At 68.9% G+C, this 21,566-nt stretch carries 17 protein-coding genes; 6 read left to right on the top strand and 11 right to left on the bottom strand.

The features are described 5' to 3' along the window. Window positions 1-14: 14 nt before the first annotated feature. The 5 genes from ACWEPL_RS45705 to ACWEPL_RS45685 all read left to right on the top strand — a co-directional run bounded on the left by ACWEPL_RS45705 (window position 15) and on the right by ACWEPL_RS45685 (window position 5,505). Window positions 15-875, top strand: a complete 861-nt coding sequence (locus ACWEPL_RS45705; RefSeq protein ID WP_452439906.1) for a carbohydrate ABC transporter permease — start codon at window positions 15-17, stop codon at window positions 873-875. A 3-nt stretch (window positions 876-878) separates the two neighbouring features. Continuing rightward, window positions 879-2,477 (top strand): hypothetical protein, encoded by a 1,599-nt coding sequence (locus ACWEPL_RS45700; protein ID WP_452439905.1) that lies wholly within the window; start codon window positions 879-881, stop codon window positions 2,475-2,477. Then, window positions 2,470-3,720 carry an alpha-L-fucosidase gene (locus ACWEPL_RS45695; RefSeq protein WP_452439904.1) on the top strand — a complete coding sequence of 417 codons (1,251 nt, stop codon included), beginning with the start codon at window positions 2,470-2,472 and terminating at the stop codon, window positions 3,718-3,720. Before ACWEPL_RS45700 ends, ACWEPL_RS45695 begins: the two co-directional genes overlap by 8 nt. Before the next feature lie 401 nt (window positions 3,721-4,121). After that, the gene (locus ACWEPL_RS45690) at window positions 4,122-5,144 is read left to right on the top strand and encodes a LacI family DNA-binding transcriptional regulator (protein ID WP_452439903.1); all 1,023 of its coding nucleotides are present in this window, start codon (window positions 4,122-4,124) and stop codon (window positions 5,142-5,144) included. Window positions 5,145-5,214: 70 nt separating this feature from the next. Continuing rightward, entirely contained in the window at window positions 5,215-5,505 is a 291-nt protein-coding gene (locus ACWEPL_RS45685) for a WD40 repeat domain-containing protein (protein WP_452439902.1), read from the top strand. Between the two features lie 218 nt (window positions 5,506-5,723). On the opposite strand, the gene ACWEPL_RS45680 is transcribed toward ACWEPL_RS45685, so the two are convergent. From ACWEPL_RS45680 to ACWEPL_RS45650, 7 genes are all read right to left on the bottom strand, one after another. Next, window positions 5,724-6,554 carry an NAD-dependent epimerase/dehydratase family protein gene (locus ACWEPL_RS45680; RefSeq protein ID WP_452439901.1) on the bottom strand — a complete coding sequence of 277 codons (831 nt, stop codon included), beginning with the start codon at window positions 6,552-6,554 and terminating at the stop codon, window positions 5,724-5,726. Window positions 6,555-6,562: 8 nt separating this feature from the next. Beyond that, window positions 6,563-8,761 (bottom strand): FAD-dependent oxidoreductase, encoded by a 2,199-nt coding sequence (locus tag ACWEPL_RS45675; protein WP_452439900.1) that lies wholly within the window; start codon window positions 8,759-8,761, stop codon window positions 6,563-6,565. Further along, window positions 8,758-11,010: a hypothetical protein gene (locus tag ACWEPL_RS45670; RefSeq protein ID WP_363971649.1), complete on the bottom strand. Its 2,253-nt coding sequence runs from the start codon at window positions 11,008-11,010 to the stop codon at window positions 8,758-8,760. The genes ACWEPL_RS45675 and ACWEPL_RS45670 overlap by 4 nt, the downstream gene beginning before the upstream one ends. A 19-nt stretch (window positions 11,011-11,029) precedes the next feature. Further along, the gene (locus ACWEPL_RS45665) at window positions 11,030-11,881 is read right to left on the bottom strand and encodes a carbohydrate ABC transporter permease (protein WP_355200511.1); all 852 of its coding nucleotides are present in this window, start codon (window positions 11,879-11,881) and stop codon (window positions 11,030-11,032) included. Continuing rightward, window positions 11,878-12,723 carry a carbohydrate ABC transporter permease gene (locus tag ACWEPL_RS45660; protein WP_452439899.1) on the bottom strand — a complete coding sequence of 282 codons (846 nt, stop codon included), beginning with the start codon at window positions 12,721-12,723 and terminating at the stop codon, window positions 11,878-11,880. Before ACWEPL_RS45660 ends, ACWEPL_RS45665 begins: the two co-directional genes overlap by 4 nt. A gap of 77 nt (window positions 12,724-12,800) precedes the next feature. After that, entirely contained in the window at window positions 12,801-14,168 is a 1,368-nt protein-coding gene (locus ACWEPL_RS45655; RefSeq protein ID WP_452439898.1) for an ABC transporter substrate-binding protein, read from the bottom strand. A gap of 131 nt (window positions 14,169-14,299) precedes the next feature. After that, on the bottom strand, window positions 14,300-15,271 hold the full coding sequence (locus ACWEPL_RS45650) for a LacI family DNA-binding transcriptional regulator (protein WP_452439897.1): 972 nt from the start codon (window positions 15,269-15,271) through the stop codon (window positions 14,300-14,302). A gap of 168 nt (window positions 15,272-15,439) precedes the next feature. Between ACWEPL_RS45650 and ACWEPL_RS45645 the strand changes: the two genes are divergently transcribed. Beyond that, entirely contained in the window at window positions 15,440-16,576 is a 1,137-nt protein-coding gene (locus ACWEPL_RS45645; protein ID WP_452439896.1) for a mandelate racemase/muconate lactonizing enzyme family protein, read from the top strand. Between the two features lie 124 nt (window positions 16,577-16,700). Here the strand turns inward: ACWEPL_RS45645 and ACWEPL_RS45640 are convergent, their stop codons facing one another. The 4 genes from ACWEPL_RS45640 to ACWEPL_RS45625 all read right to left on the bottom strand — a co-directional run. Then, a complete protein-coding gene (locus ACWEPL_RS45640) occupies window positions 16,701-18,083 on the bottom strand; it encodes an FAD-dependent oxidoreductase (RefSeq protein WP_452439895.1) in 1,383 nt (460 codons plus the stop codon). 96 nt (window positions 18,084-18,179) lie between these two features. Continuing rightward, on the bottom strand, window positions 18,180-20,171 hold the full coding sequence (locus ACWEPL_RS45635; protein WP_452439894.1) for an FHA domain-containing protein: 1,992 nt from the start codon (window positions 20,169-20,171) through the stop codon (window positions 18,180-18,182). A 104-nt stretch (window positions 20,172-20,275) separates the two neighbouring features. After that, on the bottom strand, window positions 20,276-20,464 hold the full coding sequence (locus tag ACWEPL_RS45630; protein ID WP_452439893.1) for a hypothetical protein: 189 nt from the start codon (window positions 20,462-20,464) through the stop codon (window positions 20,276-20,278). Window positions 20,465-21,246: 782 nt separating this feature from the next. Then, on the bottom strand, window positions 21,247-21,566 hold a 320-nt coding region (locus tag ACWEPL_RS45625), incomplete at its 5' end, for a zinc-binding dehydrogenase (protein ID WP_452439892.1).

The following is a 21,566-nucleotide window of genomic DNA, read 5'->3' as shown; positions in this document are numbered from 1 at the left end:
GGTGAGGGAGCTCGATGTTTGACACCACGCTCGGCTGGGCCTGGGGGCGCAAGCACCCTCTGGCGTCCGCGGCCCGGATCCTCATCTACGCCGTCGTGCTCGTCGTCTTCTGCGGGCCGCTGCTGGCGATCTTCACGGGGGCGTTCGACCGGAGCAACGACCCCAGCCGGATGTCGTTGTTCCCGTCGAACCCCACGCTGGTGAACTTCCAGGTGGCGGCTGATCAGGGTCTGTGGCGGTTCTTCATGAACTCGCTGTTCATCACCGGTGGCGGGCTGCTGCTGCAGGTGACGGTGAGCGTTTTCGCCGGGTACGCGCTGGCTCGGAAGAGGTTTCGCGGGCAGGCGTTCGTGCTGGTGGCCATCCTGGCCACGATGATGATCTCCGATGAGGTCATCGCGATCCCGCTGTCGCTGGTGCTGAACGATCTGCCGCTGCTGGGCGTCTCGCTCAGGGGGTCGCTGCTGGGCATGATCGTGCCGTTGGGCGCGTGGGGGTTCTCGATCTTCGTGATCAGCGAGTTCATGAAGGAGATCCCGGCCGAGCTGGAGGAGGCCGCCCGCGTTGACGGCGCCGGTGAGCTGCGTATCTTCCTGCAGGTCATCCTGCCGTTGTGCCGTCCGGCGCTCGGCGTGATCACGATCTTCGGCTTCAACATGGTCTGGGACCAGTACCTGCTGCCGCTGATCGTGGCCGAGACCCCGGACAACTACCCGATCGGGGTGGGGTTGTCGATGTTGCGCACCAATCCGGAGATCGGGCCCGGCCCGCTGCTCGCCGGGGCGCTCGTCGCCATGTTGCCCAGTTTGATCGTCTATCTGGCCTTCCAACGTACGTTCCTGTCCGGCCTGGTGGCCGGGGCTGTGAAGGGATAGCTCATGACTCACGATCTCAGCCGCCGCACCCTGCTGGCGGCAGGCGGCGCACTCGCGCTGACCGGCATGGCCGGGGCGCCGTCCGCCCACGCAGAGGCCGGCTCCTGGCGCTCGACGCTCGTGTACCGCAGGCACGGCAGGCTCGTCTACGCCGAGGACGCCGAGCGCAACCGCGTCCCCGACTTCAGCCACGCCGGTTACCGCAACGGTGAGCGGCCGCTCCCGCGCCTGCCCGTGGTCAAGACGATCAGGCCGATCGAGGGCGACAACACCGCCCACATCCAGGCCGCGCTGGACGAGATCGCGGCGCTGCCTGAGCACCGGCGCGGGGCGCTGCTGCTCCTGCCGGGCCGCTACCTGGTGTCCGGGACGATCTACGTGCGCTCCAGCAGGACCGTGTTGCGTGGTTCGGGAGACGGCGAGGATCCGGCGGAGAACTCGGTCATCATGGCCACCGCGGCGGGAGCGGCGAACCGCACCGTGATCGTCGCGGGTGGCGAGGGGCCGGTGAACTGGTCGGCCTGGCGGGGCGAGGTGCCGGGCACCCGTACCGATATCGTCTCCGGCTTCGTCCAGGTGGGGGAGCGTTCGTTCGAGGTCGCCGACGCCCGCGGGCTGCGGCCCGGCGACAACGTCATCATCTTCCACCCCTGCTCGGAGGGGTGGCTGAAGGCCATCGGCTACGGCGGGCACGACACCGGCCGGCCGTGGAACGTGGATGAGGAGCCCATCCTCTACAACCGCTACATCACCGACATCCGGGGCAATCAGGTGACCGTCGACGCGCCGGTCTACAACCACCTGGACCGGTCGTTGTCTCAGTCGTACCTCTACAAGACCGACCGGGCCGGCGTGGTCACCGAGGTAGGCGTCGAGCGGCTGCGGGTGGACGTCGAGTTCACCGGCGACCCGTTCGTGGACAAGTCGGCGGTGCAGAACGCCATCCGCGTCTTCCGCGCCGAGGACGCCTGGATCCGCGACTGCACGGCACTGCGGTTCTGGCAGGTCGGGATGGAGGCGTGGGAAGCCACCCGGGTAACGGTCGACAACTGCCGCGCGCTGGAGCCGACCGGCGCGACCTCCGCGGGCGGGAACCGCTACAACTTCTGTGCCCACCCGTTCGCCCAGCTCGTGCTCTTCAAGGACTGCCACGCCACGAAGGCCAGGCACGCGTTCATCTGCAACGGCGCCGCCTCGAACTCGGGGATCGTCTTCCTGCGCGGGACCTCCGAGGAGACCTACAACACCAGCGAGGGTCATCGGCGCTGGAACACGGGCCTGCTCTTCGACGGCCACCGCGAGGTCAACCCGCATCGCACGCTGACGCTCGGCCTGTACAACCGGGGCTGGTGGGGTACGTCGCACGGCTGGTCGGCGGCCCATTCCGTGGCCTGGGGGTGCGACATGTCCGGGACCCAGATCGTCGTGCAGAAGCCGCCCACCGCACAGAACTACGTCGTCGGCGCGAGGAACGCCGTGGTGAACGCCAACGGTCCGTTCGCGCAGCCGATCGGCCACGTCGAGGGCGTCGGCGAGGCCGACCTGCAGATCCCGTCGCTGTACGCGGCCCAACTCCACGAAAGAGGTTTCCGCCATGTCTAGGACCGACAGCTTCAGGGAGCGGCGTTTCGGGTTGTTCGTCCATTGGGGGTTGTACGCGCTGGCCGCGCGGCACGAATGGGTCAAGCAGCGCGAGCGGCTCTCCGACGAGCATTACCAGCGCTATTTCGAGCGCTTCGACCCCGACCTGTACGACCCGGAGGCCTGGGCGGAGGCGGCCGACCGGGCCGGGATGCGGTACACGGTGCTGACCGCCAAGCACCATGACGGGTTCTGCCTGTGGGACTCCGAGCTGACCGACTACTGCGTCAGCGGCACGCCGTACGGCAAGGATCTGATCGGGCCGTTCGTGGAGGCGTTCCGGAGGAGGGGGCTGGGCGTCGGGTTCTACTACTCGCTGCTGGACTGGCATCACCCGGACTTCCCCATCGACGGGCTGCACCCCGCGTACGTCGAGGGCGGGAACCTCCCCGAACGCGATGTCACGAAATATGCCGACTACCTGCACGGTCAGGTCGAGGAACTGCTGACCCGGTACGGCCCCATCGACACGCTGTGGTTCGACTTCTCCTACAGCAAGCGGATCAGGCAGGGCAAGCCGGTGTACGGCGGCAAGGGCAAGGCCGAGTGGCGCTCGGCGGAGCTCATCGAGAAGATCCGCGGCCTCCAGCCGGACATCCTGCTCAACGACCGGCTGGAACTGCCGGGCGACTTCACCACACCCGAGGCATACCAGCCGACCGGCCCCATCGGGGCGGTCTGGGAGGCGTGCCAGACCCTCAACGGCAGCTGGGGCTACTACCGGGACAACCACACCTGGAAGTCACCGGACATGCTGATCAAGATGCTGGTCGACTCGGTGTCCAAGGACGGCAACCTGCTGCTCAACGTGGGACCGAACGGCCGCGGCGAGTTCGAGCCGCGGGCGCTGGAGACGCTGCGCGAGATCGGCGACTGGATGCGGTCGCACAGCCGGTCGATCTACGGGGCGGGAGTCAGCGAGTTCGAGGCGCCCGCGGACTGCCGTTACACGCAGCGCGGCGACCGGCTGTACGTGCACGTCTTCTCGTGGCCGTTCCGGCACCTGCACCTGCCGGGGCTGGCGGGCAAGGTACGGTACGCGCAACTGCTGAACGACGGGTCCGAGATCCGCACCTGGGAGCCGGACCCGGCGTACGACAACGGGCACGTGCACTCGATCGCGATCCCCGAGGACACGTTGACCCTGGAACTGCCCGTGGAGCCGCCGGACGTCGCCGTCCCCGTGATCGAGCTGTTCCTCTGAGGTTCCCGGCGAGCCTCCGATGAGGACTTTTGGCTGTTCTTGATGCGGACGTCGTTCCTGCTCGCCATGCCGGCGCGGCCGTTCTCGTGCACCATGTTCAGCCGCAGGTACGTGTTGAAGATCGGCCCGTAGGGCGTCGGTGTTCATGGCCGGCCTCATGAACACCGTGGCCCAGGCGGAGCCGCCGAAGACCTGCATCACGCGGACGGCGTGGGCGCCGGCCGCGACCTTGATGTCGCACTCGCGTCGTACGTGTGACGGGTGCGGTCCGGCGGCCGGTGCACTGCGCATTCCCGCTCCGAGAGGTTGCGAAATATTGCGAAACAAGCCTCGGAGGTCGCCAAGGGTCCGGCGGGCAGGCAGATTTCTGATCGGGAAGGCGTTCCAGTGGAGGGCTTGAAGTGGACGACGTGACCGTCCCCCGCCGCAGCACCATGGCGGACATCGCCGTCCAGGCGGGGGTCTCACCTTCGACGGTGTCGAAAGTTCTTCACGGCAGGTCCGATGTCTCCCCCAAGACCCGCGGCCGGATCCAGCGGCTGCTCGGCCAGCACGGCTACACGCTGCCCGGCCACGGCGAGCACTCCGGCGGCCTGATCGAGTTCGTCATCAACGAGTTGGACAACCCCTGGGCCATCGAGCTGATCCGCGGCGCCGAGGAGGCCGCGCAGGCCGAGGGCATGGGCCTGGTCGTGTCGGCCGTGCACCGGCGGAGCAAGCTGAGCTGGCACTGGCTCGACGCGCTCGGCAACCGGGGCTCGCTCGGCGCGATCCTGGTCGTCTCCGAGCTCTCCGCCGAGCAGGAACGCGAGCTGGGACGCATGGGCATCCCGTTCGTCGTGGTGCAGCCGTCGGAGGACGAGAGCCCGGACACCCCAGCGGTCGGCTCGACGAGCTGGCAGGGCGGCTTCTCGGCCACGCGGCACCTGATCGAGCTGGGTCACCGGCGGATCGCGATGATCATCGGCCCGGCGGGGCGGCTGACCTCTCGGGTGCGGCTGGACGGCTACCGCGCGGCACTCGATCAGGCCGGGATCGAGCCCGCCCCCGAGCTGATCCGGCACGGAGACTACTCCCACGAGCCCGCCTACCGGCTGTCCCTGGAACTGCTGAGGCTGCCCGACCGGCCGACGGCCGTGTTCGCGGGCAACGACCTTCAGGCGCTGGGCACGTACCGGGCGGCGAAGGAGTGCGGCCTGAGGGTGCCTGAGGACGTCAGCGTGGTGGGCTTCGACGACCTGCCGTTCGCCCAGTGGATCGCCCCGCCGCTGACCACCGTTCGGCAGCCGCTGGAGAACATGGCCGGCATGGCCGTCAGGCTGCTCGTCCAGCTCATCAACGGCGAGCAGCCGGAGACGCTGCGGGTCGAGCTGGCGACCCGGCTGATCGTCCGCGAGAGCACCGCCCGGAGGCCGGGCTCATAGAGGCAGCCCGGCCTCCAGGTGCGCCATGGCCCGGTCGAACTCGGCCACCACGTCCATGTCCTGAGCGCATGTGGAACACGAGGGACCCTTCGAAGGCCACACCGACGGGGTATATCGCGTGGTCGGCGACGCCCGAGGCAGCGTCCTGGCCACCGCGAGCTGGGACGGCAGCCTGCGCCTGTGGGACCCCGTCACTCGGCGGCCACGGAAAGCGCTCCTGAAGCCCACACCGGCCGGGGCCGGCCGGAACCGGCGTCCGCGGGCTGGCCGTCAGCCGCAGCGGAAACGTCATCGCCGCCTGGGACTCCCACGGTCGGCTACCGGCTCCTCGGGATCCACACCATTTCCGTACGGAGCCTAGCCTTTCGGACCCTCGCCCGCTTCACCCGCGAAGCCCACAGCGTGGCCCGTCGGCATCGCATTCCACCCCCGCGAAGCGATGCCGGCCGGCGCCGGTGTCGACGGAACGGTCAGGTTGTGGGACCTTGACCTCCGACGCGCCCGCGAAGACGCCCGCGCCCTGTCGGCCCGGAAGAGCACAACGGTGGCCCACGCTGGCCATCTGCGCACGGGTCACCGTCACACGTGAAATTCCGCGCTGAAGCCCAGAACGCCGGTCGCCCTGGCCAGGTTCAGGGGGACCGTGCGGCCCGGCAGCGGACGGCGGATCTCGGTCGTGGGATGGAAACGGCGGAGCAGATCCTCGGTGGGGTGGGAGACGAGGGTTTCCGGGGCCGCCACGGTGATGACGTGGCAGCCGCCGACGGCGAGGCCGAGCAGGCACGCCCGGGCCGCGTCCCGGGTTTCGAGGTAGGCCCACAGGCCGGCCGCGTGCAGGCCGGGGTCCAGCTCGCACCTCCCTGCGAAGTCGAGGAGGCGCTCGCCGAAGCCGCCGACGTACGGCAGGCGCAGGGCGGTCACCGACATGCGGTGGCGTCGCGACATCATCTGGGCGGTCAGCTCGTCGACCTGCTTGGACAGCGCGTAGGGATCCTCGGAAAGGGACGGCTGCTCCTCGTCCACCGGGACGTATCGCGGGTGGAGGGTGCGCGCGGCGAAAGGAAGGCCCGAGATCGCCGTGCTGCTGGCCGTGCACACCTGCCTGATCCCGGCCCGGCCCGCCTGTTCCAGCACGGTGAAGGTGGCCTGGGTGTTGGTGGCGAAGACCTCCTCGGCCGGATGCCGTTCGGGGGTGGGGATCGCCGCGAGATGGATCACGGCGTCCGCCCCCTTGAGGGCCTTCCGTACGGCGTGCGAGTCCGTCGCGGATCCCGCGACGACCAGCTCGGCCTTCAGATCTCCCGGATCTTCCAGCACGAGGGCGTTGGCCGTGATCCCCTGCTGCCCGAGCAGGTCGAGGACGGCCCGGCCGATACGGCCGGCAGCGCCGGTGACCAGGACGCGCTTCATGGGTCTACTCATACCGGCGAATACACGCGAACCGCGACGACATGGGCGTACGGGGTCCCGTTGCCGGCGTCCACCACGATCCTCAGCGCGTCGGTGGTGACCGGCTCGAGGTCGTGGACGTTGCGGCGCCGCCGGTTGTCGCGCACCTCGGACACCGTCCGCCAGCCGCCGCCCTGCCGCACCTCCAACCGGTAGTCGCGGACCAGCGTGGGCATGACCTCGAACGGCGTGCGGTGGTGGTGCAGGTTGATCAGGTCCTCGTTCACGTCGTCGTCGGCCAGCACGTCGACGCGGCCGATCGTCACCGGCGAGGGCCAGGACAGTTCGAGGGTGGCGGGCAGCCGGTCCGACACCCACATGTGGGGCCCCGCGTGCGGGCGTTGGAAGCCGTCGAGCGCCTTGGACGGCGCGAAGGCATCGGTCGGGCCGGTCCGATGGCAGAACGTACGGCGCAGCAGGCCCGAGTCGGCCCACTCCCGCAGCAGTTGGGGTGCCTCGTCCTGGGGGCGCAGTGGAACCCGGGTCAGGCAGAGTACGCCGGGGGTGGGCCGGTCGGCGACGTGGAGGGCGAGGTCGGGGTTCGCGTGGATCAGGAGGAACGCGTTCTGCGCCCGAGCAGGCCGGAACGACAGATCCACGCGGACCCACTGGTTCTTCCCCGGTTCCACCGGAACGGTGTGCGAGGCGATCAGGTCCCGCGGCACGTAGTTCTGGCCCAGCATCGGATCGTAGAGGTCCACGACCAGCTCGGCCCCGGCCGCCGCGTCGAGCATGAGCTCCACCGAGTCCAGGGTCGGGTCGACGGGCAGGATCAGGCCGGCGTCCGCCTCCAGCGGCCAGGTCTCGGCCGAGGTCTCCACCTCCAGCCGGGACAACGTGCTCGACGCGGTGGCGGTGGCCGCGCGAGCGAGATCCGCGGGGTCCTCGTACGGCAGGCCGATGATCGAGCCGTCCTCCCGCAGGAGAGTCGTCTGCAGAGCGCGCACGTCCAGTTCCCGGGGGGAGACGCTGTCGGCGACGCACAATGCGGCCGCCGTGCCCGCTGCCTGGCCGATTGTGGCGCAGGTGGCCATGACCCTGGTCGAACCGAAGGCCACGTGCGACGCCGAGATGTTCCGCCCGGCCATGAGCAGGTTGGGCACGTTCTGCGAATAGATGGACCGGTACGGGATGTGGTAGATCCCGTCGGCGTAGCGCTGCCTCGCGCCGTCCTCCTTCGCGTACATGCCCTGCGGCGGGTGCAGGTCGATCGACCATCCGCCGAAGGCGATCCGGTCCTCGAAGGGCGTCTGGCCCAGCACGTCATGCTGGGTGAGCACATGGTCGCCGAGGAAGCGGCGGTACTCCCGCTTGCCGGGCAGCGCGCCCACCCACTCCAGGGTCATGGTCTCGGCGTCGAACTTCCCCGAGTTCTTGATGTGGTCCCAGATGCCGTAGATGACCGACCACAGCTCGTCCCGGATGCGGTCGTTGTCGTGCACGGTGTCCAGCTCGCCGCCGAACTCGATCCACCAGTAGGCGCAGCCGTTGTCGCCCGCCCTGATGATCCGCCGCTCGGGGATCGAGGTTTCGGTGATGTCCTTGGCGAAGCCCGGCGGGACGTAACGGACCGGCTCGCCCGCGTCCTTGGTGTAGAAGAGCAGCGTGCTGCCGAGCGTGATGTCGTCGGGCACCTCGGGCGCCCACGGCTCGCCGTGCTCCGCGCGCCCCTCACGGCCGATCCGGTGGCGGGCGCCGGCCAGGTGGCCGACCAGCCCGTCCCCGGTGCAGTCCAGGAAGATCGGCGACTCGAAGGTGATCAGCCGTTCCGAGCCCATCATCCAACCGGCCACGGAGTCGATCCGCCCCGCCGAGCACGACACCTCCCGTACGTCGGTGTTGAGGAAGAGCGCGATGTTCGGCTCCTGCCGCACCAGGTCGAGGACGGTCGTGTCCCAGAAGTACGGATTGCCGTGCGGGTTCCGGTACTGGTTCTCCAGGAAGAGCTCGCCCATGATGCCGCCCTCGCGGGCGTTGTGGTTCTTGCCGTGGCCGGTCGCCCCGACCACCCAGACCCGTACCTCGCTGCTGGAGTTGCCGCCGAGCACAGGCCGGTTGGTGACGAGGGCGACCGTACGGCCCAGCCGGGCCGCGGCGACGGCGGCGTTGACGCCGGCCAGGCCGCCGCCGACCACGGTCACGTCGCGGGAAAGGGTTTCCGATCTCATAGCTCCAGCCCGTAGTAGAGGCGCGGTGCGCCGTCCAGGGTGACCCGCACGCGGCGACCGGTGGCGGTGATGGTGCGTTCCTGCCCGATGCAGTCGATCTCCCGGACCGTCTGCCCGGAGGTCTTCAGCGACAGGCAGGTCTTGGTCGGCCAGTGGTCCTCCCAGGCCTCGGGATGCGGATACCACTGGTCCTCACCATGGTCCCGGTTGAGGATGTAGCCGTCCTTGCGGCTCCACAGGACGGCCAGCTTGCCCCGCGGCGTGTCGAACAGCAGGCCCTTCAGATCGGGGTCGGCGAAGGTGAGCCAGCGCTTGAAGGTCGCGCCCTCCAGGTGGCGCGTGGCCGTGGCGAAGGCGAGCAGGGTGGGTTTGATGCTCGTGTCGCGGTTCAGCAGCCCGTGGTGGTATTCGGCGTTGTTCGGGTCCGCCTCCTGCGGGTGATGGATGGTGCTGTCGTGCGGCTGGTACCAGTTGACCCCGTCCACCCCTTCCGACAGGCAGAGGGCGAGCTGCAGGAGCGTGTTCTCCGCGGCCTGGCGGATCGTGTCGTTCCACCAGGCGTTGGGCCGGGTGCAGGCGTAGGCCTCGGTCAGCCACAGCTCCTTGTCCCCGCCGTACTCGTCCAACGTCTGCCTGGCCTTGCGCAACGAGCCGAGGAAGTTCCAGTAGGAGCCGTTGGAGCCCTGCTCCCACTCCTCCGGCGGCGGGGCGTGGTCGGCGGTGAAGTTGCCGCGGCCCGGGTGGAAGGCGAACGCGTCGATCAGGTCCCAGCCGCCGGCCGCGTGGAAGTTGGCCGTCCACCGGTAGTCCATGCCGCCGAGGCCGCAGTTCATCAGCTTGATGCCGGAGTCCTTGAGCCGGTCGTGGATCGGCTTCAGACCGTCGCGCACGTATTCGGCCGCCTTCTGCCCCGACATCCAGGGCTGGTTCAGCTCGTTGGCCACCTCGAAGTAGGTCGCGCCGGACTCACGGGCGATCCTGGCGCGGTCGTCCGCCCAGGCGGCGACCTGCTCCGCCGTGCCGTTGTAGATCACCCCACCGAGCTGGACGTTGTGCCCGATGCCCAGCGCGTCGAGTTCGGCGGGCGGGATGCCCGGCGCGCCGTCGTAGGCGATGCGCACCCACTTGACGCCGATCTTCTGCATCAACCGGCCGACCTGCTCCTTGCCCGGGACGAGCAGCCAGGTGTAGTTGGAGATGCCGAAGATGCCCTCGCTCTGGTAGGCGTGCGGCTTCAGCGCGGCCAGGTTGGTGCGCGCGAACGCCTCCTCGCCGCCCGAGGCGGCCTTGACCTCGACGAACACGATGCCCTGCGAGGGCGCCGGCACGGTGAGCGCCTCGGTCCAGGCGCCGCTGGGCTCCACGGTCCTGTCGAGGCGGCCGCCGCCGAGCACGGCGCCGTTGAAGTCGCGCGCCCACCAGGTGAGGCTCACCGGCTTGGGCGCCGCGCCGCCGTTGACCACCTGGGCGTTCACGGCCAGGGCCGCGCCCGGCTCGTAGAGGCCGAAAGGCTGGTCGCTCCACACGTCCACGCCGAGCGGCGCGGCGGTCGCCACGGCGTTGGCCGCGCCCGGCCGCATGTCGCCGAGGACCAGCTCGACCTGGGTCGCCCCATCCTCGCCCGCGGGTGCGTGCATCCAGGTGGCGTTGGTGAAGGCAGGCCTTGAGCTCCACAGCCGGAAGTAGGCTCGGGTGTCCGCCCAGGTTTCCTGATAGAGCGAGCCGGCGTTGACCTCGTACGGCACGCCGCCACGCGCGTCCTTGGTCCAGGCGGTGGCGGGCACGTACTTCTCGGGCGCCGTGTTGCCGATCAGGGTGCGGGCGAACATGTAGCCGGCGGGAGTCAGCGTGGCGCTGCCGCTCACCTCCCACTTCAGGCCCGCCCGGCGGGCGGCCACGGTGAACGTGCCGCGCACGGTCACCGTCGAGGCGCTCGCCGACATCTTGTAGACGACCTGGAGAGCGGGCTGCCCGTCCACGGTGGTCAGGCTCGGCGTGCCGCCGAACGTACGCTGCTGCCCGAGCACGCTGTCCTTGATCATGAAGTGGCCGATCCTGAGACGATCGGTTCCCGAACCGTCGCGGACCACGATCGAGCCGTCGGCCTCGGCGACAAGAGCGATGCCGTCGGCCGAGATCGACAGGCCGTCCGCCCGGGCGGGGGCGGCGGTGAGCGCGGAGGCCGCGCCGGTCAGTGCGCCGGTCAGTGCGGCGGCCTGGAGGAGGGTACGACGGGAGACTTCAGGCACGGGGGTCTGCCTTTCGTGATTAGCCTTTGACACCGGTGAAACCGAGCCCGGCGACGACGTACTTCTGGAAGACCAGGAACAGCAGGACCGGCGGGGCCAGCGCCATCGCCATGCTGGCGATCAGCACGTCCTGCGGCGCCTGGTCGGCCAGCGTGGCCAGGGCCACACTGACGGGCTGCTTGTCCGGGTCGGTGATGGCCACGAGCGGCCAGATGAAGTCCTTCCAGCTGTGCATGATCGCGATCAGGCTGATGACGGCCAGGATCGGGCGGCTCATCGGCAGCACGATCCTGGTCAGGAGCTGCCAGGAGTTGGCGCCGTCCACCTTGGCGGCGGCGAAGAGCTCCGGCGGAAGCGCGTCGAAGAAGCGCTTGGCCAGCAGGACGTTGAAGGCGCTGGCCCCCGCGGGCAGCCAGATCGACCAGTAGGAGTCGACGAGGCCCAGGTCGATGATGGTCAGGAAGAGGCTGGTCATCGAGACCGTGTAGGGGACGAACATCGTGGCCAGGATCGCGCCGTAGATCAGCCTGCCGAGCCTGGGCTTCAGCACCGACAGGGAGTAGCCGGCGGTGATCGCCACGATGAGCTGGACGGCCCATGAGCCGCCGACGACCTGGAGCGTGTTGAGCAGGTAGTGGCCGATGCCCAGATCGTTCCAGGCGGTGCCGAAGTTCTCCGGCCGGGGGTCGCCCGGCCAGAGTTCGAGCGGCTTGGCGATCAGGTCGGTGGCGGGGGAGACCGCGCCCTTGACGGTCATGTAGAGCGGGCCGATGCCGATCACCAGGAGGAGCGCGAGGGTGAGCCACTGGACCGCGCGCACGGCCGCCCTGACCGCCGGGCGGCGCTCCTCGACGGGGGAGATCAGGCTCATGAGGAGCTCCAGGCGCGGGTGGCCCGCAGGTAGATCGCCGACATCAGGCCCAGGAAGATCGCCAGGAGGAACGCGAGCGCGGCGGCCTGGCCGTAGGCGCCGTCCCGGAAGGCGTACCTGAAGATCAGCAGGAGGATCGTGAGCGTGCTGTTCTCCGGTCCGCCGTCGGTGAAGACGTAGGGCTCGGTGAACACCTGCGTGGTGCTGACCAGCTGGAGGAGGAGCAGCAGGCCGATGGTGGGGCGGAGCTGGGGCAGGGTTATGTGCCACAGCCTGCGCCCGATCGACGCGCCATCCGTCTGCGCCGCCTCGTAGAGCTCCGAGGGGATGGTCACCATGGCGGCGAGGTAGATGAGGACCGTGCTGCCCATCCAGGCCCAGGTCGACTGGATGACCAGGCTGAGCATCGCGGTCCTGGGTGACTCCAGCCAGGGGAAGGGGCCCACGCCGATCAGGCCCAGCAACTCGTTGAACAGGCCGTGCCCGGGATCGTAGAACCACTTCCACAGCAGGATCGCCACCACCGGCGGGATCACCACCGGGAGATAGACGAGGAAGCGGTAGACGCCGGCGCCCTTCCGCACCGTCGACATGACGGTGGCCAGGATCAGCGGCGCCGGGAACCCGATGAGCAGTCCCAGCCCGACGAACAGCAGGGTGTTCGCGATCGCCGTGTAGAGCAGCGGGTCCCGGACGAGCGCGGTGAAGTTGTCCAGCCCCACCCACGTGGCCGGGTCGACCAGGTTCGTCTCCTGGAAGGAGATCAGCAGCCCGCGGATCATCGGCCAGTAGGAGAACACGCCGAAGGCGACGAAGGCCGGGACGAGGAAGAGGAACGCCATGACGGAGTTCCCCCGCCTGCCGGCGCGTGGGGCCACCGTCACCGCCGGTCCGCGGCGAGCGAGGCGCGGGGCGAGCGTCACTGCCGGCTCGCGGCGAGCTTGGCGTTCACGTCGGTTTCGGCCTTGGTGAGGAGTGCGTCGACGTCGGCGTCCCGGTCGGTCAGTACGGCCTGCACCACGCTGTCGAGCACGGCGTAGACGGCCTGGGCCCGCACCGGGGGTTCGGCGCGGAGCTGGAGCTTGGGGGTGCCCTCGATCCACGGCCGGAAGTGCTCGAGCTTGACGTTCACGTACGGCTTGACGGCTTCGTCGATCTTGGCCTGCTGGGCTTCGTCGAACATCGGCAGCGTCGGCACGCCCACGGCGGCGTTCGGGTCGGCCGCCAGCGCCTTGGCCCGTTCGGCGGCGGCGCCGGTGTCGTACTGCGGCTGGGCGTAGGCGAACAGCAGCCACTTGACGGCCGCGGCCGTCTTCCCGGTGGAGGCCGACCTGGGCACCATGTAGACGTCACCGCCGGTCAGCGTGGCGTTCCCGCCCGCCTGCGGGAGCGGCCCGATGCCGAACGCGTCGATGTCCGGCATGCCGTAGGTCATCTTGGCCAGCCGGTACGTGCCAGGCGTGCCCAGGTACATCCCAATCTCGCCGGCGGCGAACCGCTTGATCACGTCGTTCTGGTCGTTGAGCTGGTTGTCACCCATGGAGTCGTCGGTCCAGCGCATCTCCTTGAGCAGGGCCAGCGCCCGCTTGGTCGGGTCGGCGTTGAAGGCCGCCACCCACGTGTCGCCGGCGGGCTTCTCCATCTCGCCGCCGAAGGTGTAGGTCAGCTTCGTGAGCTGCCAGCCGCCCTGGTTGTTCTTGGACTCGTGCACGAATCCGGCCTTGCCGGTCTTCTCGGCGATCCGCTTGGCCTGGGCCCGAACCTCGTCCCAGGTCGTCGGCGGCTTGTCGGGATCGAGGCCCGCCTTCGTGAAGAGCTCCCGGTTGTAGACGAGTCCCATCGCGAAGGGCGATTGGGGCACGCCGTACACCTCACCGGCGGAGTCGCTCAGCGGCCGCAGGACCTGCGGGTTGAACTCCTTGTAGTGCGGCCACTTGGCCAGCTCCGCGGCCAGCGGCTTGACCTGCTTGCGGGCGATGAGCCCCTGCGGCTCGGTGAGCGGCACCTTGATCACGTCCTCGACCTTGCCGCCGGCCAGTTTGGCGGAGAACGTCAGCGGGTCGTAAGCGGCCGAGGAGCCTTCAACGGCGATGCCGGGATTCTGCTTCTCGAAGTCGGCGACCATCTTCTCGAACGCGGCCAGGCTCGGCTTGTCGGTCGCCGGCGGCATGCCCTGGACCCTGAGGGTGATGGTGCCGGACTCGTGCCCGGCACCGGAGGACGATCCGCATGCGGCGACGGCCGTGGCCAGGACGGCCACGCCGAGGGAGGCGGTGATCTTCTTCATCTGAACTCCCGCGTTCAGGTCATAGCATTAAAAAGGGTGTTAAAGACGGCAGGGCGGGGCGGTGGTAGGGCATGCCGTACCACGGGGTTGTCGGTTTCGGTGAGGGGCGGACGGTACCGCGAGGTCTTCGGTCAGCTGTGGACGGGACCGGTCGAGGATCTGGGGATGAGCCGGGAGCCGATCTCCACGACGCGCCCGCCGCCCCGCCCGCCGATGGTGTCGAGCAGGAGGTCGGTGGCCCGGGTGGCGAGCTCCTCGGCCGAGATGCGGATGGTGGTCAGCGACGGGGTGGCGGTCTCGGCGAGCAGCGTGTCGTCTATGCCGATCACGCTGACGTCGCGCGGCACGTCGACGCCCAGCTTGGCGAGCTGGTGCAGCACTCCGAGCGCGACCAGGTCGTTGTGGGCGAGCACCGCGGTGGCGTCGGCGGAGGTGACCAAGGTGGCGGCGTGCAGGCCGGTCTCGAAGCGCGGCTCGTAGGGGCCGAGCTCGACGAGGGACAGGTCGTGCGCCTCGAACGCCTCCCTTATCGACTTGCCGCGGCTGTGCTCGGGCCGCGAGCCGTTGATGAAGACGCACCTGGTGTGGCCGTAGGCCTTCAGGTGCTCGGCCGCCTGGGAGATGCCGGCGGTCAGGGAGATCCGGATCTCCGGGATGCCGGGCACGTGCCGGTTGACCAGGACCACCGGCATGGTCTCCGCCAGCTCGCCCAGCCTGTCCTCCGAGAGGGTGGAGGCCCACAGGATCATGCCGTCGACCCGCTTGGAGACCGCGGCAATGGTCTCCAGTTCGTCGGACTCCCGCTCGTCGGTGTCGGCGGCCAGCACGGTGTAGCCGAGCCTGCGGGCCCGGGCCTGCATCGCCTTGAAGATCGACGGGAAGAACGGGTTGGCGATGTCGGGGATGATCAGCCCGAGAGACTCGGTCTTCCCGCCACGCAGTGAGCGGGCCGCCGGGTTGGGCGCGTACCCCAGTTTCGCGGCCGCGTCCCGGATGCGCTGCAAGGTCTGGGGCTGCACCTGATCGGGGGCGGTGAACGCGCGAGAGACCGTCGAGACCGACACCCCGGCCGCCTGCGCCACCTGCCTGATCGTCACTGCCACGCTGTCCTCCTCGTACCGGTACGGAGGATGGTTGCAAACGTTCCCGGAAGCGTCAAGAGCGTTTCTTCGCGGTCACCAACCTGTTAAATCCGCTCTGGCCATCGCCGCAAGAAGGATGCATGATTGGGTTTCTGAGAATCCCGGTAACGTTCTCATAGGAGTTCATCTGTGAAGATCACTGGTTGGGAAGTGCTCACGCTGCCCGAGCACGGCGACAGCATGATGCTGGTCGTCGTCGACACCGACGAGGGCGTGCACGGCATCGGCGAGGTGGGCATCCGCTCGCGGCAGAAGGCGGTCTCGGGGGCGATCGAGCACCTGGGGGAGCTGCTGCTGGGTGAGGATCCCACCAGGATCGAACACCTGTGGCAGGTGATGTTCCGCCGGGGCTTCTTCCCGGCCGATCGCATCCTGTCGTCCGCCATAGCCGCCATCGACGTGGCGCTGTGGGACATCCGGGGCAAGACGCTTGGAGTGCCGGTCTACGACCTGTTCGGGGGGCGGACGCGTGACCACGTCCCCGCCTACGCCCACCTGGGCGACGAGTACTACGACCTCGAGGCGTTCCTGGACCGGGCGCGGGCGCTCGTCGCGGAAGGCTGGCGGCACCTTCGCTTCGCCGTGCCCCATGACGAGGACGGCACCCTGGACCAGCGGGCCTCGATGCGGTGGGGCATCGACCTGTTCCATGCCGTACGGCAGGCCGTGGGCGACGACGTGGAGCTGATCCTCGACGTGCACACGCGGCTCGACCTGCCCGAGGCCGTGACGTTGTGCCGCGAGATCGAGGCGGCCAAGCCGTACTTCGTGGAGGACCCGCTGCGGTGCGAGAGCCTGGAGGTGTACCGGTCGTTGAGATCCCGCACGGCGGTGCCGCTGGCGGCGGGCGAGCAGTTCGGGTCGAAATGGGAGTTCCAGCGGCTCATCGAGCAGGACCTCATCGACTACGCCAGGGTGGACATCGCCGTGGCGGCCGGGCTCACCGAGGCCAGGAAGATCGCCGCCATGTGCGAGGCGCACTACGTCAAGCTGGCCACCCACAACCCGCTCGGCCCGGTGACGGCGGCCTCGTCGTTGCACCTGAACCTGGCTTCACCGTACATCGGAGTGCAGGAGCACCAAGCCCTGCCCGAGCTGCCGGACGTGTTCACCGACCGGCCGGTGGTCCGAGGAGGTCGCTTCGAGATCCCCGACCTGCCCGGCCTCGGCGTCGACATCGACCGGGCCGAGGCCCGGAAATATCAGGCCATCGCCGCCGAACGCCCCCACCTGCGCACCCGTGACGGCGCCTTCACCAACTGGTGAGGGTTCCTGCTCGCGAACACTCCCGACCTGGCCGGCGGCGCGTGCGGTCAGCCATCTTGAGGAACAGGGCTCGGTTGTGGTCGGCGCGAGGCCAGTCGGGGCGCTCGTCGAGCCAGAGCTGCAGCTACAGTTGGTCGGCCAGCCGCCGGGCCGCGACCTGTACGATGTCCCACGCGGTGGCGAACGGCGGCGCGTAGGACAAGTCCGACCAGGCCAAGTCATCAACGGTCGCGCCGTGCCACAACGCGGTGGCAACGGTGTCGATACGTTTGCCCGCCCCACGCCCGCCAACGATCTGCGCGCCCAACAGCCGATGATCCGACGGCGCTGCCAGCAACTTCACCGCGACCGGGTCGGCCTCGCTCATGTAGCCGCTGGCCGTGCCGCCTTCGGTGACCAGGGACGTCACCTCGATGCCGGCGGCGGCTGCCTCACGCTCATTCAGACCGGTGCGGGCGATCTCCAAGTAGGTCGTGCCCTCGGCGAATCGGGTGATCGCAGTGCCCAGCACGCCGCCGAACCGCAGCGCGCCTGGTGTGACGAGGTTGGTGCCGACGATCCGGCCCTGTTTGTTGGCATGGGTGCCGAGCGGCATGTAGGTCCACGTGCCGGTGAGCCGATGCCGGGTCTCGCAGCAATCACCGGCGGCCCAGATCCCGTCGGCCAGGCTCCCGTCCGGCTCGGGTCGCAAACCGCCATTCGGGCCGCTCGGCAACTTGTCGAGGTCAAGGTAACCGGTGTTCGGCGTGATCCCCAGCGCCAGCACGACCAGGTCGGCCGGATAGCGCTCGCCTTCTGCGGTGTACACGCCACGCACTCGTCCGTCCGCCACGTCCAGCCGCACGACCGGTGAGCCGACCACGACCCGGACTCCCGCCTCGTGCATCCCCTTCTCGATGCGAGCGGACAGGTCCGGGTCCAAGGAACTCATCACCCGAGTCCGGGTGATCACGGTGACCTCGTAGCCACGTCTCCTGGCGGCCTCGGTCATCTCGACGCCGATGTAGCCGCCGCCGGCGACAACCACCCGGCCGCTGCCCTTGGGCAGTCTCCCGAGCAGGTCCAACCAGACGGCGCCGTCGGTGAGCGTTTTGACCGGCGCGACGCCGGCATACCGTTGCCCTGTGCCGGGGTGGACGGCCCAGTCCGGCACCACGGCCGACGCGCCGGTCGCGATCACCAGCTCGTCGTAGCCCAACACCTGCTCACCGTCGGCATCCTGGTAGGTGACCGTGCGGGCCTGTCGGTCGATCCCGGTCGCGGTGGCGCCGAGCCGCAGGTCGATCCCGGCTGCCCGGTGCTCCTCAGCGGTGCGGGCCACCAGGGCGTTGCCACTGGACACGTCTCCGGCGACCCAGTAGGGGATGCCACAGGCGGAGTACGACGTATCGCCGGTCGCCTCCAGCGCGGTCACAGCCAGCTTGGTCCCGGCCGCCCGGATCGCCTGGTGCGCCGCGCTCATCCCTGCTGCATCGGCTCCGATGACCAGCAGACGGGCGGCGCTCACCGGGTCACGTCAATCGAGGCCATGGCTTGGAGCCTATCCAGCTCCGGACGGAGGCGGAGCCCTAGAGAGAAGCAGTGAGCTGACCTGCGGCGATGTCTACCGGGGGGCCTGTGCCGTTGGCCGTGGCGATCGGCTTGCCGACCTTGAGATCAGCCTGGTGTGCTGTTCGCGCTCGCTGGCGAGTCGTGGAGCCCACACAGGTTCTCCACCCGAAGCGGACGCGGGCTCCTCGCGGTAGAAGATGTCGATGTCGACCTCTTCACCGCCCATGACCACTGTGTCCCACGCGTCGCTGATGACCAGGATGCGCAGAGTCTCAGCCGACAGCCGGCCGAGGTGGGCACGCAGGGCGGCGTCGTCGGGCAGGCCGGAGACGCGCTGTGACAGACGGCCCCGGACGATCCCGAGCCGGTTCATCAGTGTGTCGATGTCCGCCGCGACCTGCGCGTCGGAACTCGGAGCGGCCTGCGCGTCGGCGCTGCCCTTGGCGATGTTGTCCTTGATGGCACGGGTGACGCCATCCTCGTCGGTAGTGACCATCGCCTGCCAGGCGCGGCTCTTGTGCCGGTACTGGAGCATCGCCATGGCTGCCTCGTGGCGGATGAAGTCCGCGTCGCGGAAGGCCCGCCCGCGCCAGGCCTGGTTGAGCGACCGGGCCAGAGAGATGGCCGAGGCCAGCCCGCTGTTGAGCCCGCGACCCGGCCAGAAGTGGATGGCGTTGGCGGCGTCGCCGAGCAGGAAGCCGTAGGTGCCCGGAGTGGCGGACGTAGGGGCGTGCAGGCGCGCGGTGAAGCGCGGCCGCTGCACCATGTCGAGCCGGAAGGCGGTGACGGCGCTGAGGTTGTACTCGGCCACGCCGAACATCGCCAGCCCTTCCTGCACCCGCCGCCACAGGGCGGACCCTTTGATCAGGGCGGGCAGGAACAAGGTGCCGTGAGTGGAGCAGTGGAAGTCGCCGTCGTCGGTGCGGCCCATCATGCACGGGTTGGCGGCGACACACTCCTCGAACACGCGACGGACGGGATCGATGCCGATGACCTCCTCGGCCTCCTCGTCGGTGAGTCGCATGTTGAGGAAACCCTCGCCGCCCAGGGCGTTGAGCAGGTAGCGGTTCTGGGCCACGGTCAGCAGGACCGACATGGCGTCAGGCAGGTCGGACTTGACGCGTAAGCCCAGCACGACATCCTGCAGGTGCTTGCCGTTCAAGGAGTAGATCGAGCTGTCGGCGGTGCCGAACTTGCCGGTGAAATGCTCCCGCGTGCGCGAACGGCCACCCTCGCAGATGGCGAGCACATGATCCTGCTTCGCGCTGTCGCCATGCTCGTCGGGATCGAAGCGGGTGGGGACGAGCCGGATGCGGTCGGACTTCTCGCCGGCCATCTCCAGGAGCGTGTCCTCGATGTAGGCGATGCGGAGGTTGCGCGGGGCTTGTCCTCGGATGGAGTCGGGGCCGGGCGGCCACATCTCGGAGTACGCCCCGGGCTTGAACAGCCGAGCCTGCACCGGGTCGGGGAGGTTCAGGTACTGGCGGCTCTGAACCGTGACGACCTGCTGGCGCCGTACATTTCCCTGATCTTGCCCCTTCCACGCGACCTGAGCGCCGTCCTGGGTCCAGCGGCCGTCGTAAACAGTGACGGCGACCCGTGGTCCCATGAGGTGCTCCAGGAGGAGCGCGAAGCTCAGCCCGACGGGCCCCCCGCCGGAGACGGTCACCCGGAGTACCGGCCCCGGATTGACCGATGGGGTGGGTCTCCTCGCCTGCGGCAGCGGGGATGCGCCGTAGACCGTGGCGACGTCGTCGGAGGGCAGGAAGCGGAACTGCTCGTCGCCGATCGTGATCAGGTCGCCCGGTTGGAGCACCTGTGAGGTGACGCGCCTGCCGTTGACCAGCGTTCCGTTTCGGCTTCCCAGGTCGTGCAGGATGTAACGCCCTGCCTCGTGGCGTATCTCGGCGTGGCGGCGCGAAGCTCGTTCGCTGGAGAGCACCACGCTGCAGTCTTGCCTGCGGCCGAAGGTGGTCGGCGTGTCACCGAGCGGGAAGTGGCGGTCGGTGAGGGGGCCGTCGTGCCCGACGATGGAAGGGGGCATGATGCCTTCCTTATCGTGACAGGAGATCTAGCCATCGATGAATCCAAGTCCATCATGTGTGACCAGAAGCAGCCGCGTAAGTGGGAAGTACGCACATCGGTGAGTTACGTGGTCTGAGCGGCGTGGTGGTATTCGTTGACCGTGCCTGCAGCGACGGGTTTTCGGCGGGTGGATCGCAGGTCGTTGAGGTCGGTCACGTCGCGGGCGGGCCGCGTCGCGGTGTCCGGAGATCGTTGTTGCCTGGACTGGTGCGGCCGGTGGCCGTTGTAGTGGATCAGGTATTCGTGGAGCACGCGGGCCAGGTGGTGTTCGTTGAGGATCAGGATGTGGTCCAGGGGCTCGCGCGGCGCAGGGTGCCGGTGACGCGCTCGCAGATGGCGTTCGTCCTCGGCGTCCGATGATCCGCGGCTCTCCGGTTTCGAAGACCTCCCTGAAGGCGGAGGTGAAGAGCGGATCCCGGTTGTGGATCAAGAACCGCGGCTCGGCGATGCGGTCACCCGGGTCCATGGCGAGGTTGCGGGCCTGCTGCACCGTCCATGCTCCAGTCGGGTGCCGTGCTCGATGAAGACCAGCACATACAGCCGTTTGAGCAGTATGGTCTCGACCACCAGGAAGTCGCACGCGTTGATCGCGTGGGCTTGGATTCTCCGGTGCTCCAGGTCGGGTTCTCCCGCGCCATCCGAACGATCAGTGCTTTGACCGACTGGCGGGTGCAGGGCCGTCCCGGGCGCCGCCTGTCGGTGAAGGTCCATTTACGGGCCACGAGGCTGCGATGCCAACGCAGGATCGTCGCCGGGGTGACCGGGAACAGCTCCGCCCACTGGCGACGGCGAACCAGCCAAGACCACGCCGCCAGCCAGAGCCGGTCGGCGGGTTCCCACCGCGGCCGGCCACCGAGTTGACGGCGGAGCATCTGGTTCTCGTGACGGAGCACCAGCAGGTCGGCATCCTTCGACAGGTCAGAGCGGATCAGCACCGAGCTGCCCGGGGAATGCCGTCCTGGTTGTGCCGACCTGCCGCCCGATGATCGCGTCCTGGAGTCCTCGCGTCTTCGCGTCTTCGCGTCTTCGCGTCCTCACGGTCGAACGCGGATGACCGTCTTCCCCGTGCGTCGCTCGGTCGGGTTGAGGGCGGCGACGGCCTCGTCGAGGGTCGCGACGTTGCCGATGTTCGTCTGCAGTCGTCCGTCCCGCACCCGCTGGACGATCTCACTCAGTTGGGCGCGATCGGACTCGACAACAAAGTCGATCGCCAGACCGTCGGCAGGCCGCGCCTCGGCCGCCCCGACAACGGACACCAATGTTCCTCCGGCTCGGATCAGGCCTGCGGATCGCCTGCCGATGGTGCCGCCGATGACATCGAAAACCAGGTCGACTTCGCCGACGTCTTCCAGCG

It is taken from the genome of Nonomuraea sp. NPDC004186 (assembly GCF_053603495.1).
The sequence above is the reverse complement of the archived record's forward strand: the minus strand, read 5'-3'. Positions and strand labels throughout refer to the sequence as shown.